This is a genomic window from Nitrosospira multiformis (genome assembly GCF_900111585.1).
GTDB lineage: Bacteria > Pseudomonadota > Gammaproteobacteria > Burkholderiales > Nitrosomonadaceae > Nitrosospira > Nitrosospira multiformis_B.
On the sequence record NZ_FOHI01000001.1, the window covers coordinates 30,885 to 47,541 of the forward strand.

Here is a 16,657-nt window from a genome sequence, read left to right on the forward strand (position 1 = left end):
TCGGGGAGATCATTCAAAGGTTTTTCGATGAGAGTGCTCTACCTTGAGGATAATGCACTGGATGCCGATCTGGTGCGATTGGAACTGAAAAAACGCGCGCCCGACATTCAGCTCGATATCGTCAGTTCACTGGCAGAAGCTTTGCACCGCGTGGAAAGATTCCAAGATCTCTATGGAACCAGCCTCGGTATTCCAGCAATCGCCAGACCGGGAGCCTCTCCTCGCTACGATATCGTCCTGACGGACCTCAATCTTCCGGACGGGAGTGGTGAAACGCTGCTGGCTCAGATTCGCAGACGACATCTACCGCTTCCAGTCGTGGTTCTTACCGGTTCCAGCAGAGAAGAAGCCATCCTCTCGTTACTTCGAGCGGGAGCTGACGATTACGTCATAAAGCACGGGCGCTTTCTCGAAACTCTTGGGCTTGTGCTTCGGGCGACGCTCGACAAGTTCCAGACAGAAACTTACCGCCGCGCTACAGTCCTCCAGGTTTTATACGTTGAGCCTAATCCGCATGACGCCGAAACGATGAAACAGGCACTGGCTTCCACTGCGCCACACCTTCGAATCGAATCTGTTCAGTCAGCTGAGGGGGTTTTTTCCTATCTTGCTGAACAGGATAGAAAGACCGATGTTGACGTGTTGCTGCTCGATTACCGCTTACCCGGGGCCTCCGCGACGGACGTTCTGAAGGAGCTTTGCCAGGTACGGGGACTTGATCTGCCCATCATTCTCTTTATCGGGAGCGAGGATGAGGAGATCGCCCGGCAGTCACTGAAACTGGGTGCTGCCGATTACGTTGTGAAGACCGCAGGCTACCTCCAGCGATTGCCGACTGTCATAGAAAATGTCTGGCTGCGGGCAGAATCGAACAGAAGGGAGCGCGTTTTGCTGGAAGAGAGGACACGACTTGCTCTTGCCACGGAAGCAGCCGCCATCGGTATCTGGGAGTGGAACACTGCGACCAATGAAATGATCTGGAATGACCGGATGTACGAGATCTACGGGATTGCTCCCGGGAGCCGCATCACGTATGACATATGGAAATCCTATACCCATCCGGACGATCTGCCTCAGCAGGAGACGCATCTGGAACGGGTCAGCGCCGAGGATGGACGCGTTCAACTCGATTTCCGGATTTTGCGCGAACACAAGACAGTGCGCTATCTGCATATTGCGAAGGCCTTGAAATGGAGCACCAATCCAGATGAACTGAGAATAGTGGGCACTGCCATCGACATTACCAAGCGCAAGCAAACTGACTTTGCAATCCAGGAGCATGCCATGCAGCAGGGGCTCATTGCCGCGTTCGGGCAACAGGCGCTGGCCAGCGGAAATCTTGCTCTGTTGTGGGGGCAAGCAGCGGTGATTGCTTCTCAAGGTCTCAATGTCGAGTTCTGCAAGGCGCTCCAGCTTGCGCCGGATTTCCGTTCTTTTGTTCTTAAATCCGGGGTCGGCTGGCAGAAAGACTGGATTGGAAGGCAGATATCGTTTACATACGAGAACAGTCAAAATCGCTTTGTACTTGCGAGCCATCAATCCGTCATTGTGGAGGACTTCCAGACAGAAACCCGTTTCAAGCCTTCCAGCATCCTGAGGAGCCATAATATACGCAGTTGCGCAGACGTGCTTATCTCGGGGGCGGGGGGACCTTATGGGATCCTGGGAGCCTATTCGCGCGATCCCCAGCGCTTCACGTCCAGCAGTATCAATTTTCTTCAGAGTCTCGCGAATATTCTCGCAACCGCAATTGACCGCAAGACAACGGAGGAGCGTCTCACCTACCTGGCCCAGTTTGATCCCCTGACGGAACTGCCTAATCGAAGTCTTTTTCTTGATCGTCTCCGGCAGGCGATGGAACATGCCCATCGCAACCGTCGCCGGGTCGGCGTGGTATTTGCGGATCTGGACCGGTTCAAGATCGTCAACGACACAATGGGCCATTCTACCGGTGACGAGCTGCTGATCCATGTCGCAAAGAGACTGCAGCAGTGTGTGCGTTCATGCGACACGGTTGCCCGTCTTGGAGGAGATGAATTTGCCTTGATTCTGTCTGATCTCGTACAAGCTGAAGATGCAACCTTAATTGCGGAGAAGGTTATTTCGGCGCTCCAGGTACCCTTTGAACTGGAAACACAGGAGATCTATGTTTCTGCAAGCCTTGGAATCAGCATCTATCCCGGCGATGGTACCGATGCAGACAGCCTGCTCAGAAATGCGGATACAGCAATGTTCCAGGCGAAAGAGCAGGGGCCGGCAATTTATCAGTTTTACCTTCCACAGATGAATGAGCGCGCGGTGGCTCGCCTGAAAATCGAGACGCAACTTCGCGGCGCTCTGGCCAGACACGAGTTCGTGCTTCACTACCAACCCAAAGCAAGCCTGATCAACGGAGAGATTACCGGTTTTGAGGCGCTCCTGCGCTGGCAGCACCCCGCGCATGGACTGGTGCCTCCACTGCAGTTCATTTCCGTCCTCGAGGATACGGGGTTGATCGTATCGGTAGGCGAGTGGGTGGTGAAAACGGTTTGTGAGCAGATCAGGGAATGGCAGGGCCAGGGGTTGGTGCTGCATCCCATCTCGATCAATCTGTCAGCCCGGCAGTTCCAGCAACAGGATCTGGATAGCATTATCGGGGAAACGTTGAAGGCTACGAACATTGATCCGCGTCTGCTGGAATTCGAGCTTACGGAGTCTGTATTGATGAAGGAGGCCGAGATGGCCGCCAACGCCTTGCAGAATCTGAAAGCCTTCGGTGTCCAGATATCGATGGACGATTTTGGTACCGGCTATTCCAGTCTTGCCTATCTCAAGCGCTTCCCTCTGGATGTACTCAAGATCGACCGCGCCTTCATCCGCGATGTCACGACGGATCCCGACGATGCAACCATTACCGTAGCCATGATCAAGCTCGCGCACAGCCTCGGGCTGAAAGTAGTGGCTGAGGGCGTTGAAACAAGGGCGCAACTGGATTTTCTGATAAGACACGGGTGCGACGAAATGCAGGGCTACTATTTTTCCCAGCCTTTGCCGCTCGAGGGCGCATCCAAAGTGCTCATGGATGGTTACCGCCTGTCAATGAGCAATGGCGCTTGCGCCGAGCAGTAAGTCCCAGTCACTCACCGATCCCCATTCTCACTTGCTTTCCTCCTAGAAAAATCCTTTCCGTGCGCGCCCCTGAACATAGCTCTTTCCCTAGCTCGTGATATTTGGTACTTTACGGCCGTAGGCCCAGTCCGCAGGGAGGGCGGACAACTCCATTGGATAATACAAATGAAGAACGCCATATTGGTGGTTTGCGCCACGCTTGCGTTTATGGGAGGCGCTTTTGCAAAACCGGCTGACTTGTCTCTCCGGTCCAACTCAGCGCTGGTTGTGGATCCACAGCGGGGACAGGTTCTTTTCCACAAGAACGCAGACAGTGTCATGCCGATCGCTTCGATTACCAAACTCATGACCGCAATGGTTGTGCTCGATGCAAAACTGCCGCTGAACCAGGAAATAGTCATCGACTCGGCTGATGTTGATGTCATCAAGTATACTCGTTCCCGCCTGCGGGTAGGAACGAAGTTCACCCGCGGAGAATTGTTGCGACTGGCTTTGATGTCTTCGGAGAATCGCGCTGCTGCGGCGCTGGGACGTACGTATCCCGGCGGCCTGAATGCGTTTGTTACAGCCATGAACCGCAAGGCATTCAAGTTGGGAATGGGCAGCACCTATTTCGTTGACTCGACCGGCTTGAACAGCGGAAATGTCTCCACCGCGCGTGATCTCGCAAAAATGGTCAAGGCGGCACACGGGTACCGTCACATCCGCGTATTTTCCACGACCGCTGCACACGAGGTGGCATCCATGGGGAAGGTACGCAGCCGCAACTTGAATTTCGTCAACTCCAACAGGTTGGTAAGAAGCAGCAGTTGGGATATCGGGATATCCAAAACAGGATTTCTCAGCGAGGCCGGGCGCTGTCTGGTGATGCATGCAAATATCACAGGCAAGCCGACCATAATCGTGCTGCTCGATTCCTGGGGAAAGAATTCCCGGATTGGCGATGCCAATCGTATCAAGAAGTGGTTGGAAACCGGCTTCACTCGCAAAATACGCGGTTAGCGTGTGAAGTGACCTGCTTGTTGGGAGGATAGCGCCACTTTTGTTCGGTTATCCTTTTGTTGATTCAAGTGCATGGAATCGCGTTCGGACCAGCCTTCGGACGCTCTCTTTCCATCACTTTTTACAACCGGAATCGGCAGGTATAGCCCGGCACGTCTTCCACGTTCACATCTGGCACATCGTGCTTCTTGCTGAGGCGGAAGCCGTTTTCCCCAATTCGGATACGGGTGTCCGGAAAGGAGCTGTTATGCAATTGCAATTGATTGCAGCACTCGTCATCGTTTTCCTCATTGTCACGTTTGCGGTTCAGAACGCTGTTGAGGTAAGCGTCATATTCTTACTTTGGCGTGCCGATGCATCGCTTGCCATTGTGATCGCAGTCTGCTTCGGTCTGGGGGCGCTCATAGGAGCGCTCGTTACACTGCCGACCATGTTGCGCGAACGCATGGCGATAGGAAAACTGCATAAGGAGGTCGAAGCGTTACGCGCTGAAAATGACAGCTTGCGCGCCTTGAAGCAGAACGAAGGATCTGTCCCGTAAAGTTAGTGAAGATGCGGCCTGAAATCGGCCAGGCTCGATTTTGTGGAATGACAAGAGAGGGCAACCCGGTCGCCAGTTAGCCAGGGGTTTCCTAGAGCAAGCGGAATGCCAGGAGAGCCACGATAGTCGGTGGTATTGCCGCTGTCAGCAGGCCTAACGGGTGAATGGTCCCATCCTCGAAATTGCCACGCAGAATAGCGACTCCGGCAGGATTGGGTGCATTCGCGATGATCGTGAGCCCGCCCCCTGTAACTGCGCCTGCAACCAGCGCATATTTGAAAGAACCTGACAGCCCCTCTACAAGCGAGCCAAGATAGGTAAGGGCCGCATTATCCGTTATTGCCGTCAGCAGCGTGGCGCCAAAGAATACTGCCTCGCTGCTCATTCCCAGCAATAGCGGCTGCAACCACCACTGCTGCTGCCCGCCCAGCACTACCAGACCAGCCAGGAAAAATGCCACCAGCAAACCCTCCCGCAGGATAAACCGGTTCTGATGTTTTTGATATGCATGGGCGATGCCAAGAAAAAACAGGAAAAGTCCCATAAAGACGGCAGGATGATGAGCAAACGTTACTATTCCGATCAGGAAGATGAGGTGCACAGCTACAAGAAGACTCGGCGCTTTCTCTCCACGATCAGACAAATTCTGCCCGAGCCCGCCTTGGGACAATTCGCGGCGAAACAGCAAAGTGGCGCTCCCCGCATTCACTATCACGACGATAGCTGCTTTCCAACCGAAAGTGGATATCATGAACCAGATGTCCCATCCCCATTTCCCCGCCACCATAAGCACGGGAGGTGCAGCGAAGGGTGTCAAGGTGCCGCCGATGGATACATTGACGAACAGAACTCCGAGGGTAGTATATTTAAGCTTGAGCGAAATTCCACGAGAGAAATAATTGTCTCGAAGAATCAGGGCAGCGAGCGTCATGGCCGCCGGTTCGGTGATGAAGGAGCCGAGCAGTGGAACGAGGGAAAGCGTCGTAAAGTAGAAAACGATCGCGCGCGACAGCGGAATGAATTGCGCCACGGTGCGTACCGAGAGCATGGCAAGCTGGAGGATCGGCTTTGTTCCAGCAATGACCATGATCGCAAAGACGAACATGGGTTCCGTAAAGTTACGCGAATCCAGGTAATGGATTGCGCTGTCACGGCCTTCCACCGCAAACATGAGCAGTATGAGAATCATGGCCCAGAAGCCGAACACGACTTCTACTTCACCCAATAAATGCCATATCCCTGCGTGGGCAGGACGCGCGTTTGCCAATCGCTCAAAAAATCTGGTGGAAAACGTATGCAGGAGTGCAACCCCGAATAGCGCTGCACTGATTATCTGGATTGTTGAAGGTGTCACCAACTCCCTTTATGTAGTAAGGATTTGAGGGTGAGAGGATGGAATACAGTAACCTGCCCTCGGATAGGCATCTCCTTATGTCCTTATGGAGTGAAACTCTGAAGGGCTATCGGAGGTTGACTGAATGCGCCGACATAATGACGAGCAACGTACCCTTTGCGGTAACACAAGCGTAATGCCGACCCTTGCGTTACAGAGATGCCCGGATTCTCGAAACAAACAGCAAAGCCCTTATTTCATTGCATCCAGGTTTGCCTGCGCGTCGGCATTACCCTGGGCCGCCGCTTTCTTGAACCATTCTTTCGCCTTGGCTTCGTCTCTGGGCACGCCTTCACCTGAGTAATACATCACACCCACGTTATTTTGCGCGTCGACATTACCCTGTTCGGCCGCTTTTTGAAACAGCCCGAACGCCTTGACGGAATCTTTAGGAACGCCCTCGCCGTTGGCATACAGCAACCCCAGGTTGAATTGAGCATCCGCATAGCCCTGCTCAGCTGCGCGATGAAACCAGGCGGCGGCGGTAGCGGGATCGTTACTCAGGATTTTGCCCGAAGCATCCTTGGATATCGCTTCACCCGTATAGTACATAACGCCGAGGCCAGTCTGTGCTTTGGGATCGCCAGCCTCCGCGTCTTTTTTCAACTGCAGAAATTTTTCCTCAGGTGTGGAATCGCTCTCAGACCCGGCCGGCATGATTTCTTTCAATACTGCAGACTTCTCTTCCGGGCTCAGGCTTTCTTCCAGCACTGATGGCATTTGCTTTTCAGAAGTGAACTCATCCGGCAGTTGCGCCTGCTGCTCGCCGGGTTTTTCCGCATCCTTCGCTGTTTTCTGACCACATCCCGCAAGCATGAGCATCGGCAGCGCGAGCAATGTAACAAAAAGAATTTTCATCGGATATTATGTCCTGATCAATGAAACAGCATGAGCGGTTCGAGCGTGAGAAACAGTGCTCACAAGCTGTAGTACATATCGAATTCGACCGGATGCGTCGTCATCCGGAAGCGCGTAACTTCTTCCATCTTGAGCTCGATGTAAGCATCTATCATATCATTCGAAAACACTCCGCCGCGAGTGAGGAAATTACGGTCCTTATCCAGGCTGTCCAGTGCTTCATCCAGGGAAGCGCAAGGATTGGGAATTCTGGCAGCCTCCTCGGGTGGAAGGTCGTAGAGATTCTTGTCCATCGGATCGCCCGGGTGACTCTTGTTCTGGATTCCATCCAGCCCCGCCATCAGCATGGCAGTAAATGCAAGGTAAGGGTTCGCGGTAGGGTCAGGGAAGCGCACCTCGATCCGGCGGCCTTTGGGGTTGTTGGCATAAGGAATGCGGATGGCGGCCGAACGGTTACTTACGGAATATGCAAGATTGATGGGTGCTTCAAAGCCTGGAACGAGGCGCTTGTAGGAGTTGGTCCCGGGATTGGTGATGGCGTTCAAGGCCTTGGCATGCTTGATGATTCCGCCAATATAATACATTGCCATTTCCGAAAGCCCGGCATAACCGTTTCCGGAAAACAGGTTTCGTCCGCCTTTCCAGATCGACTGGTGCACGTGCATCCCGGAGCCATTGTCACCTACAATGGGCTTTGGCATGAAGGTTGCCGTCTTTCCATACGAGTGGGCAATGTTGTGCACCACGTATTTGAATACCTGCGTCCAGTCCGCACGCTTCACCAGGCTGCTGTACTTGGTGCCTATCTCACACTGTCCGGCAGTGGCCGTTTCGTGGTGGTGCACTTCAACTTCGATACCCATTTCCTCAAGCGCAAGACACATCGCTGACCGGATGTCATGCAAGGAGTCGATCGGGGGAACCGGGGAATAGCCCCCTTTGATACCAGGACGATGCCCGATATTGCCACCCTCATATTTTACTCCCGAGCTCCAGGCTGCTTCTTCCGACTCGATTTTTACAGAACAGCCGGACATGTCGGCATGCCAGGTTACGGAATCAAAAATGAAGAACTCAGGCTCCGGGCCGAAAAACGCGATATCGCCGATGCCTGTCGACTTGAGGTAGGCTTCGCCGCGTTTTGCCAGGGAACGAGGATCCCGGTCGTAACCCTTCCCATCCGCGGGCTCCACCACATCGCAGGTGATGAACAGTGTAGCCTCGTCCATGAATGGATCCATCCGCGCAGTACCGGTATCCGGTATCAGGAGCATATCCGACGCCTGCACCCCCTTCCAGCCGGCGATGGAAGAGCCATCGAATGTATGACCGTCCTCCAGTTTATCCGCATCGACGACGTGAGCGGGCAGGGTTACATGCTGTTCTTTACCGCGGGTATCGGTAAATCGTAGATCAACGAATCTGACTTCGTTGTCCTGAATCATTTTCAGAACATCGGCTACCGCCATTTCAGTCTCCAAGCCATATCAATATGCAAGCGTGCGAAAGCGCCTTCCTTTTAAAAAGTTGAGTGTCCTCATATAAAGGGAATTTGCGGAATTGATATTATATCCCAGGAGGGGAGCGGCCATTCCCTCAGCAATAAAATACCGCAAGTTGGAAGAGGCAGAGTTTGTTGCATCCTGTCCCTCGATTGAAGTTTTCCAGGCATCCAGATAGCTGAAAATCGATTACCATTACATATTATTTCATTCGCGTCATGGTAAATCATATGGAAACCGAAACAATTACTGCAATACTCGAAAGGGCGCATAAGCGCGCCGAGGAAATGGATCTGCCCTATCAAGGGGCGCTGTTACCGGCGGAGGCGCTTACCTTGCTTCAGGAAGCGCCAGAGGCGAAACTGGTGGATGTGCGTTCACGTGCGGAATGGGATTGGGTAGGAAGAATTCCGGGTGCAGTGGAAATCGAATGGCAGTCTTATCCGGGAATGCGTTCCAACCCTGATTTCATCAACTATCTTTCCAGCCAGGTAGATCAGGAATCGTTGGTCATGTTCATCTGCCGTACGGGAGGGCGCTCGCATCAGGCCGCAGCTACCGCTTCCGAACTGGGTTATACGAATTGCTACAACGTTCTCGAAGGATTCGAAGGTGAGAAGGACGCAACCGGCCATCGCGGTAAGAAAGGTGGCTGGAAGGCGGCAGGACTACCTTGGGTGCAGAGTTGAGCGTCTTTCGTCTCCATCGCCCTAAGTTAAGGTGCCCCTGTTCATTCTGGCTCTCGAGAGGCTCAGGGGAGGCTTATCGCGGGGACAATAATCTGGAAAATAATGGGGCGTCAATGCATGAACAAAACCCATTGGACAGGAATCCTTCTTACGCTGACCACTGAACCATCCCGGAGTAAGCCGTAATCAGGACGATAATTCCGAATCCGATGCGATACCAGGCAAAAACGGAGAAATCGTGCTGGCTGACAAAGCGGAGTAAACCTCGCACCGCCAGGAGAGCGCTGATAAAGGACGCCACGAACCCGATCGCGAACACGCTCGCATCATCCAGCTGAAGAATATCGCGATTCTTGTAAAGATCATAAAAAGTCGCCGCGAACATAACTGGAATCGCGAGGAAAAATGAAAATTCAGTAGCGGCCTTGCGCGACAGGCCGAAGAAGAGGCCCCCAATAATGGTGGCGCCCGAGCGCGAAGTGCCGGGTATGAGCGCCAGACACTGCGCCAATCCCACTTTCAAGGCATGTTTCCAGTCCATGTCTTCGACCCGTTCCACGTCCACCACATGTTGCCTGCGCTCAGCCCAAAGAATCAGAAGGCCGCCGGCAATGAATGCCAGCGCGACCGGTACGGGATGAAACAGGTATTGCTTAATGGTCTTGATGAACAGCAAACCCAGAATTGCGGCTGGCAGAAACGCGATGAGAAGATTCAACACGAAGCGGTTTGCATCCTGGCGGGAGCCGATGTCCATCACCACATGACGAAGCTTGACGCGATATTCCCAGCATACCGCCAGAATTGCGCCAAGCTGAATGACGATAGTAAATACCTTGCCCTTTTCGTCATTGAAGTTGAGCAGATCGCTGACCAGAATCAGGTGACCAGTGGACGAAATCGGAAGAAATTCCGTCAGACCTTCGACTATGCCAAGGATGAGCCCCTTGAGGAGAAGAAACCAGTCCATTCCAGATTATCCGGCAGAAGCCGGGAGACCGCGGGTAACCGGGAACGAACGGGAATGAACCATGGTCTTACCAGGGAATACAGGCAATGGGTATCCAGTAGAGAAGTAACGCCGAGCGCGCGACTGTTTATTTTTTCGCTATTATCGCATCAAACCGGTTTCGGTTTGAGAATACTTGCGATGCTTTTGCGGGAGGCGTGCAGGAATGAATGTCCTGGCGCAATGTAATCGCCCGCATCCTTCTGTCGCTTTCCCTTTTTTTGCTTTTCAATGGCAAGCCGGCATAAACCGGCTGTCATGCCGCTTACACCTTGCTATAAATCTCTGTTCCCCTTGCTACAAATTCGCTCGCTTTTTCTTCCATGCCTTTTTCCAGGGCCTCTTGCTCACTGACACCTTTGCTCGCCGCAAAGTCGCGTACATCCTGTGTGATTTTCATTGAGCAGAAATGCGGACCGCACATCGAACAGAAATGGGCGAGCTTTGCGCCTTCCTGCGGCAGGGTTTCATCATGGAACTGCCTTGCCTTGTCAGGATCGAGGCCAAGGTTGAACTGATCTTCCCAGCGAAACTCAAAGCGCGCTTTGGAAAGAGCATTGTCGCGTAATTGAGCGCCGGGGTGCCCTTTTGCCAGGTCTGCGGCATGGGCAGCGATTTTATAAGTGATGATGCCATCCTTGACGTCATCCTTGTCCGGCAGGCCGAGATGCTCCTTGGGCGTCACATAACATAACATCGCGGTACCGTACCAGCCGATCATGGCAGCGCCGATGGCAGAGGTAATATGATCGTAGCCAGGGGCGATGTCGGTAGTGAGCGGCCCCAGCGTATAGAACGGGGCTTCGGCACAGTATTTCAGCTGCATATCCATGTTCTCCTTGATGAGATGCATGGGAACATGGCCGGGACCTTCGATCATCACCTGCACATCATGCTTCCAGGCAATCTGCGTCAGTTCGCCCAGGGTTTTCAGCTCCGCAAACTGGGCTTCATCATTCGCATCGTATATTGAACCGGGGCGCAATCCGTCGCCGAGGGAGAAGCTCACATCGTAAGCCTTCATGATTTCACAGATTTCCTCGAATTGCGTATACAGGAAACTCTCTTCGTGGTGGGCAAGACACCACTTCGCCATGATCGATCCGCCGCGGGAAACGATACCGGTGAGCCGTTTTGCCGTCATCGGAACATAGGCGAGCCGTACGCCGGCATGAATGGTGAAATAATCCACACCCTGTTCAGCCTGCTCTATCAACGTATCGCGAAAAATTTCCCAGGTCAGGTCTTCTGCCTTGCCATTTACTTTTTCCAGAGCCTGGTAGATCGGCACCGTGCCGATGGGAACGGGACTGTTGCGTATGATCCATTCGCGCGTTTCATGAATGTTTTTTCCCGTGGAGAGATCCATTACGGTATCTCCTCCCCAGCGTATCGCCCATGTCATCTTTTCCACTTCTTCCTGGATGCTTGAGCTTAGCGCCGAATTACCGATATTCGCGTTGATTTTCACCAGAAAGTTGCGCCCGATGATCATTGGTTCGGATTCGGGATGATTGATGTTGGCGGGAATGATTGCGCGTCCCTGGGCGACTTCGTCGCGTACGAACTCTGGCGTGATGTGGCGGGGCAGAAACGCGCCGAAATCCTGGCCCGGGTGTTGGCGTGCAAGCAGTTCCCGCTGTTGATCGGCCAAATGCTCGCACCGCTGATTCTCCCGTATGGCAATGAATTCCATTTCCGGTGTGACGATGCCACGTCGGGCATAATGCATTTGTGTCACGTTTGCTCCAGCTCTGGCGCGGCGAGGGCTGCGTTTCAAGTCGAAGCGTAATTCGGCGAGGCCTGGGTCGTTCAGACGTTGCCTGCCATAGATGGAGGCCGGACCCGAGAGAATCTCCGTATCTCCGCGCTCATCTATCCACTTTTCGCGCAGCGGCGCTAGGCCGGCGCGAATGTCAATTTTGATTGCCGGGTCGGTATAAGGACCGGAAGTATCATAGACATAAATCGGCGGATTTTTTTCCGCTCCCATGCTTGCGGGCGTATCGGACTGGCTGATTTCACGCATGGGAACCCGGATATCCGGGCGGGAACCGCTCAGGTAGGTTTTTTGTGACCGGGGCAGAGGTTTGACTGTGCCTTCGTCAACTTGCGCAGTCTTGCCCGAAAAGGGCAACGAACTTTGTGCCGCGCTTGAAACTGTTGCATTCATATTACGCTCCTTGAGTGCCATAAAGGAGCGGGACGACCGGACAACCGATTCCCAGCTTCCCTACGGCGGCATTATCCGTGTCAGGTAGAGGAACCGTCGAATAAGCGTGATATGCAATGTACTTATCCGCAGGTTCCATGAGGGACTCTCTCACCAGTTTCCGAGTGCTCGCGGAAACGGACCCCTAGCTGCTGCTGTGAAGCTAACGGAAATGTGGAATAATTGCAAGTTTGTTATGACATTTCATATAGGAGCAGATGGTTGGATATGGATCTCGAACAAAGCCGGTATAACATGGTGGAGCAGCAAATTCGTACGTGGGAAGTGCTGGACCAGGAGGTTCTCCAACTATTGTTCGAGCTGCGGCGCGAGGAATTTGTCCCGGCAGCTTACCGTTCACTTGCATTCGTCGATATGGAAATCCCGCTGGGCTACGGCGAGGTAATGCTCGCTCCCAAGGTTGAGGCGCGGATTCTGCAGGAGTTGAGAATCAATAATACTGACAGAATTTTGGAAGTGGGGAGCGGCAGCGGTTACCTGACTGCGCTGCTTGCCAAAAAAGGCGGATTTGTTCATAGCGTCGAAATTGTGCCGGAACTGGCAGCCATGGCCGAAAAAAACCTGCAGAACCACCAAATTACCAATGTCCTGGTGGAAAATGGCGACGCTGCCCGCGGCTGGCCCCGGCATGGCCCCTATGATGTTATCGTCCTGACCGGATCCACCCCGGTGCTGCCTGAGGGATTTCAGAAGAGCCTTAAAACCGGCGGGCGTCTCTTTGCTGTAGTGGGCGATCCACCGGTAATGCAGGCTCTTCTGATTACTTGCGTGGCACAGGAGGAAAACGGGCGCGCGGGCGCGTATAGCACAGTCGGCCTGTTCGAAACCTGTATTGCGCCACTCAGAAATGCAAAGCAACCGGCGAGATTTACATTCTGATCTTTCGGCGCGAACTTCAGGAACTGCAGTCCACGCGACGTATCCATTGCTACTTTCCTATAGCTATCCATCTATCTTTAACTGTAGTCAACGAAGATGTTCCTTTCACGCAGCGCAAAGCAATCCGGAATTAAATCCAAAATTGCGCCGTACGTCCATGCGGTCCTGTTTATCGGGGTGCTGAGCACTCCGTTGCAGGCTGCCGACATGATGGACATCTATCATGAAGCGCTGGAAAATGACGCGCAGTTTCGTGGAGCCCGCTTCACGCACCAGGCCGCGCAGGAAAAACTGCCCCAGGGCCGGGCGGGCCTGCTGCCCACGGTTACGCTTGCGGGGGTGCGCCGGCGGCAGTGGATTGATATAGAAAGAATCGGGGGAACTGGAACGGCGACCGGAACGGGTGTGGCCGTCAGACCATCCGAAGTTGTCATCGATAACCAGAGCCTGACCATTACCGCAACCCAGCCGATTTATCGCAAGGAGAATTTCGCGATCTACGAACAATCGAAGCTTCAGGTTGCGCAGGCTGATTCGGAGTTCATCATGGCAGCGCAGGATCTGATCCTGCGTGTGGCGCAGGCGTATCTGGATATTCTGTTGGCAGAAGTAAACGTGGAGGTTGCAGAGGCACAGAAAAAAGCCATCAGCGAGCAACTGGCACAGGCAAAGCGCAACTTCGAAGTCGGGACTTCTACCATCGTCGACACTCACGAAGCTCAGGCGCGTTTCGATCTGACGGCTGCGCTGGAAATAGGCGCGCTGAACGAACTTGAAGTGCGTAAACGAACACTCGAACAGATCATCGGGCGGATACCGGAAGATCTGGCCCATCCCACGGAGACACCCTCCGATCTGCTGACGCTGAAGTACCCCAGGATGCAGGATTGGATCAGCGTGGCCGAACAGAACAATCTCGCGCTGAAAGTCCAGGAGGCAGTGTACGAGATTGCAAAAAAGGATGTTGAACGGGCTCAGGCGGGACATTATCCGACACTCGATCTCGTTGCGATATACAGTGACCAGAAAGGGGTGGGTGGTACGATCACAGGGCGTCCCATTGACCTGACATCGAAAGAAATCGGGGTACAGCTCAGCTTTCCGCTGTTTCAGGGTTTTGCCGTGCAGTCGCGCGTGCGCGAAGCAGTGGCTATCCAGGAAAAGGTGTTGCAGGACCTGAACAATACCCGGCGCAACAGCGTACTGCAGGTAAGCCAGCAGTATCTCAATGTCACCAACGGCATTGCACAGGTAACGGCGCTGAAGCAGGCCCTGGTATCCAGTCAGAGTCAAGTCGATTCCACCAAACTCGGCCAGGAAGTAGGGGTCCGAACCGAGGTGGACGTGCTGAACGCACAGCAACTGTATTATTCCGCGCGGCGAGACCTCGCGCAGGCGCGCTACAATTTTCTCATGTCACGATTGCGGTTGAAGGCAGAGGCGGGAGAACTGGACGAGGAGGATTTGAAGGAGGTGAACGATGTGTTGTTCCGGCCACAATTCCCAGGCCCCCTCCAGCCACCGCTTGCCGCGCATTGACGGGCGGCTGCCCGGGTGGTAGATTTTCAGGGGAAGATATCGCCTTTTCTCACTGAAACGTGAAAGGTGGCCATGCACCCCGATGGGCGCCCCATCGAAGCAGGCCTTCCACCAAAGGGATGCTAGGCTGCCGTAAACTGTTTTTCAGGCCACTGTCTTCTCCTCCGGACATCCCTCATTTCAGGAAGGTTGCCAATCTTATCCCGGAAATTGATCAATCCAACATTACCTGATCATGAATTCGCCCTCTGCTCCCAATTCATACTGGAATCAAAAACCTGTTCTCTCCAGTGGTCAGAAGCCCAGCGGTATTCGAGACAGTCGGCCGAAGGAAGACGACTACGGCGTACTGGATGCGAAAACGTTCGATGCAATCGAAGCCGATGAGTTATTCGATTCGGTCAATCATGCTATTACTCATGCGGGGCAATCCGTGCTCTATCGCTCGCTTGCGCGGCCAGAGACAGATGCGACGCTGATTCAAAAGAAACAGGAAGCAGTACGGGAACTCGCGTCAAATTCAATGCTTCGTGAAGGGCTTCAGCACTTCGTCGATACGATGAAAGAGGGAGAGCAGTCTCTTTATCATTTACTCTACGGTACTTTTACCGGGGGAATTGCCGTAGACAATTCCAGGGGCGGTAAAGATGAAATGGAGTTCAGCGGTTATGGTTACCATCAGTTCATCGATGGCACGGGGTTTGCGATCGACATGATCGAGACGGTGGAAATTCTACCCCAGCCGCAAAGCGCTTATCTCCGGGAGCTATTCCAGGCTGTTCGCGACTTTGGCAAATCGAGGATCTATTCCCTGATGCGCGGACCTGTCTATGTCTCCGAAGGAAAATTCAAGACCCGGGAAGAAAAGCCGCGCTATCTGCCGCTCTCGCGCTTCAGGCCCTCCATGTTCAAGCCGATTCCGGTGTTTTTCGCCGTGGCTGCGCTCGGTGCGGCGCTTTATTTTTTTCAGGGATTGCTGGCGAGTTTCGGCATCGCTTATCTCGGCTATGGGATACTCGCGCTGGCAGTGCCGATTTTGCCCGTTGTTCTGATTGCAATTGCCGCCTCCGATCGCGATACTGTCATCTATCCACTACGCAAGCTGTTCAAGCACAGTCCTGAACTGGCGCGATTGGTGGATGCGCTGGGAATGCTAGATGAACTGCTATCCTTCCATCACTATTCAGTAGCCTTCGGCGGCAAGATGACTTTGCCGGAAATATCGGAAAGCGAGTGGCATGCACTGGAAGTCACGGAAGCGCGGAATCCCGTACTCGGGAGGGCCAACTCCAATTATGTGCCGAATGATGTTTCGCTCGATGATGCCGGCCGCTTGCTGGTCATTACCGGACCCAACAGCGGCGGCAAAACTGCGTATTGCAAGACAGTCGTCCAGATTCAACTGCTGGGACAGATAGGTTCCTATATTCCCGCTGCTGTCGGACGTCTGGTGCTGGCTGAGCATATTTTCTACCAGGTACCGGACCCCGGCCATCTGGATGAGGGCATGGGGCGCTTTGGCCACGAGTTGAAACGCACGCGCGAAATTTTCTTCAATTCCACGCCACACAGTCTCGTCGTGCTGGATGAGCTTTCGGAGGGAACGACATTCGAAGAGAAGATGGAACTCTCAGAGTATGTTCTCGCTGGTTTTTACAAGCTTGGCGCAAGCACCTTGCTGGTTACCCATAACCATGAACTGTGCGAGCGCTTGCAGGACAAGGGGATAGGCCGCTATCTCCAGGGTGAGTTTTCGCCACAGGGTCCGACCTATCGACTGATTCCGGGTGTTTCCCGGGTGAGTCATGCGGATCGGGTTGCGGCTGCCCTGGGTTTCAGTAAGGAAGATGTGGAAAAGCACTTGGCCAGCCGCAGCTAATTGAAGGGGATTAGCAGGTGGAGCG

General features: G+C 53.6%; 12 protein-coding genes. 7 read left to right on the forward strand and 5 right to left on the reverse strand.

Annotated features, from left to right (window positions below; all coding sequences use genetic code 11):
- Positions 1 to 27 precede the first annotated feature (27 nt).
- From BMW46_RS00150 to BMW46_RS00160, 3 genes are all read left to right on the forward strand, one after another.
- Positions 28 to 3,108, forward strand: coding sequence for an EAL domain-containing protein (locus BMW46_RS00150; protein WP_074703686.1), 3,081 nt, complete (start codon positions 28 to 30; stop codon positions 3,106 to 3,108).
- Positions 3,109 to 3,273: 165 nt separating this feature from the next.
- Positions 3,274 to 4,110, forward strand: a complete 837-nt coding sequence (gene pbpG, locus BMW46_RS00155; protein WP_074703687.1) for a D-alanyl-D-alanine endopeptidase — start codon at positions 3,274 to 3,276, stop codon at positions 4,108 to 4,110.
- A gap of 247 nt (positions 4,111 to 4,357) precedes the next feature.
- Positions 4,358 to 4,651, forward strand: a complete 294-nt coding sequence (locus tag BMW46_RS00160) for a LapA family protein (RefSeq protein ID WP_074703688.1) — start codon at positions 4,358 to 4,360, stop codon at positions 4,649 to 4,651.
- Positions 4,652 to 4,742: 91 nt separating this feature from the next.
- Here the strand turns inward: BMW46_RS00160 and BMW46_RS00165 are convergent, their stop codons facing one another.
- The 3 genes from BMW46_RS00165 to glnA all read right to left on the reverse strand — a co-directional run bounded on the left by BMW46_RS00165 (position 4,743) and on the right by glnA (position 8,371).
- Positions 4,743 to 6,005: a putative Na+/H+ antiporter gene (locus tag BMW46_RS00165; RefSeq protein ID WP_074703689.1), complete on the reverse strand. Its 1,263-nt coding sequence runs from the start codon at positions 6,003 to 6,005 to the stop codon at positions 4,743 to 4,745.
- A 231-nt stretch (positions 6,006 to 6,236) separates the two neighbouring features.
- The gene (locus BMW46_RS00170) at positions 6,237 to 6,902 is read right to left on the reverse strand and encodes a tetratricopeptide repeat protein (protein WP_074703690.1); all 666 of its coding nucleotides are present in this window, start codon (positions 6,900 to 6,902) and stop codon (positions 6,237 to 6,239) included.
- 59 nt (positions 6,903 to 6,961) lie between these two features.
- On the reverse strand, positions 6,962 to 8,371 hold the full coding sequence (glnA, locus tag BMW46_RS00175; RefSeq protein ID WP_074703691.1) for a type I glutamate--ammonia ligase: 1,410 nt from the start codon (positions 8,369 to 8,371) through the stop codon (positions 6,962 to 6,964).
- A 263-nt stretch (positions 8,372 to 8,634) separates the two neighbouring features.
- Here glnA and BMW46_RS00180 point away from each other — a divergent pair, with 263 nt between their 5' ends.
- A complete protein-coding gene (locus BMW46_RS00180; RefSeq protein ID WP_074703692.1) occupies positions 8,635 to 9,093 on the forward strand; it encodes a rhodanese-like domain-containing protein in 459 nt (152 codons plus the stop codon).
- Positions 9,094 to 9,241: 148 nt separating this feature from the next.
- On the opposite strand, the gene BMW46_RS00185 is transcribed toward BMW46_RS00180, so the two are convergent.
- Together BMW46_RS00185 and thiC are read right to left on the reverse strand one after the other, a co-directional pair.
- On the reverse strand, positions 9,242 to 10,063 hold the full coding sequence (locus tag BMW46_RS00185; protein ID WP_074703693.1) for an undecaprenyl-diphosphate phosphatase: 822 nt from the start codon (positions 10,061 to 10,063) through the stop codon (positions 9,242 to 9,244).
- A 304-nt stretch (positions 10,064 to 10,367) separates the two neighbouring features.
- The gene (gene thiC, locus BMW46_RS00190) at positions 10,368 to 12,275 is read right to left on the reverse strand and encodes a phosphomethylpyrimidine synthase ThiC (RefSeq protein ID WP_074703694.1); all 1,908 of its coding nucleotides are present in this window, start codon (positions 12,273 to 12,275) and stop codon (positions 10,368 to 10,370) included.
- Positions 12,276 to 12,542: 267 nt separating this feature from the next.
- On the opposite strand from thiC, the gene BMW46_RS00195 reads away from it, so the two are divergent.
- From BMW46_RS00195 to BMW46_RS00205, 3 genes are all read left to right on the forward strand, one after another.
- A complete protein-coding gene (locus BMW46_RS00195) occupies positions 12,543 to 13,214 on the forward strand; it encodes a protein-L-isoaspartate O-methyltransferase family protein (RefSeq protein WP_074703695.1) in 672 nt (223 codons plus the stop codon).
- A 96-nt stretch (positions 13,215 to 13,310) separates the two neighbouring features.
- A complete protein-coding gene (locus BMW46_RS00200) occupies positions 13,311 to 14,753 on the forward strand; it encodes a TolC family outer membrane protein (RefSeq protein ID WP_143049048.1) in 1,443 nt (480 codons plus the stop codon).
- 235 nt (positions 14,754 to 14,988) lie between these two features.
- On the forward strand, positions 14,989 to 16,632 hold the full coding sequence (locus BMW46_RS00205) for a MutS-related protein (RefSeq protein WP_074703696.1): 1,644 nt from the start codon (positions 14,989 to 14,991) through the stop codon (positions 16,630 to 16,632).
- Positions 16,633 to 16,657: the final 25 nt, after the last annotated feature.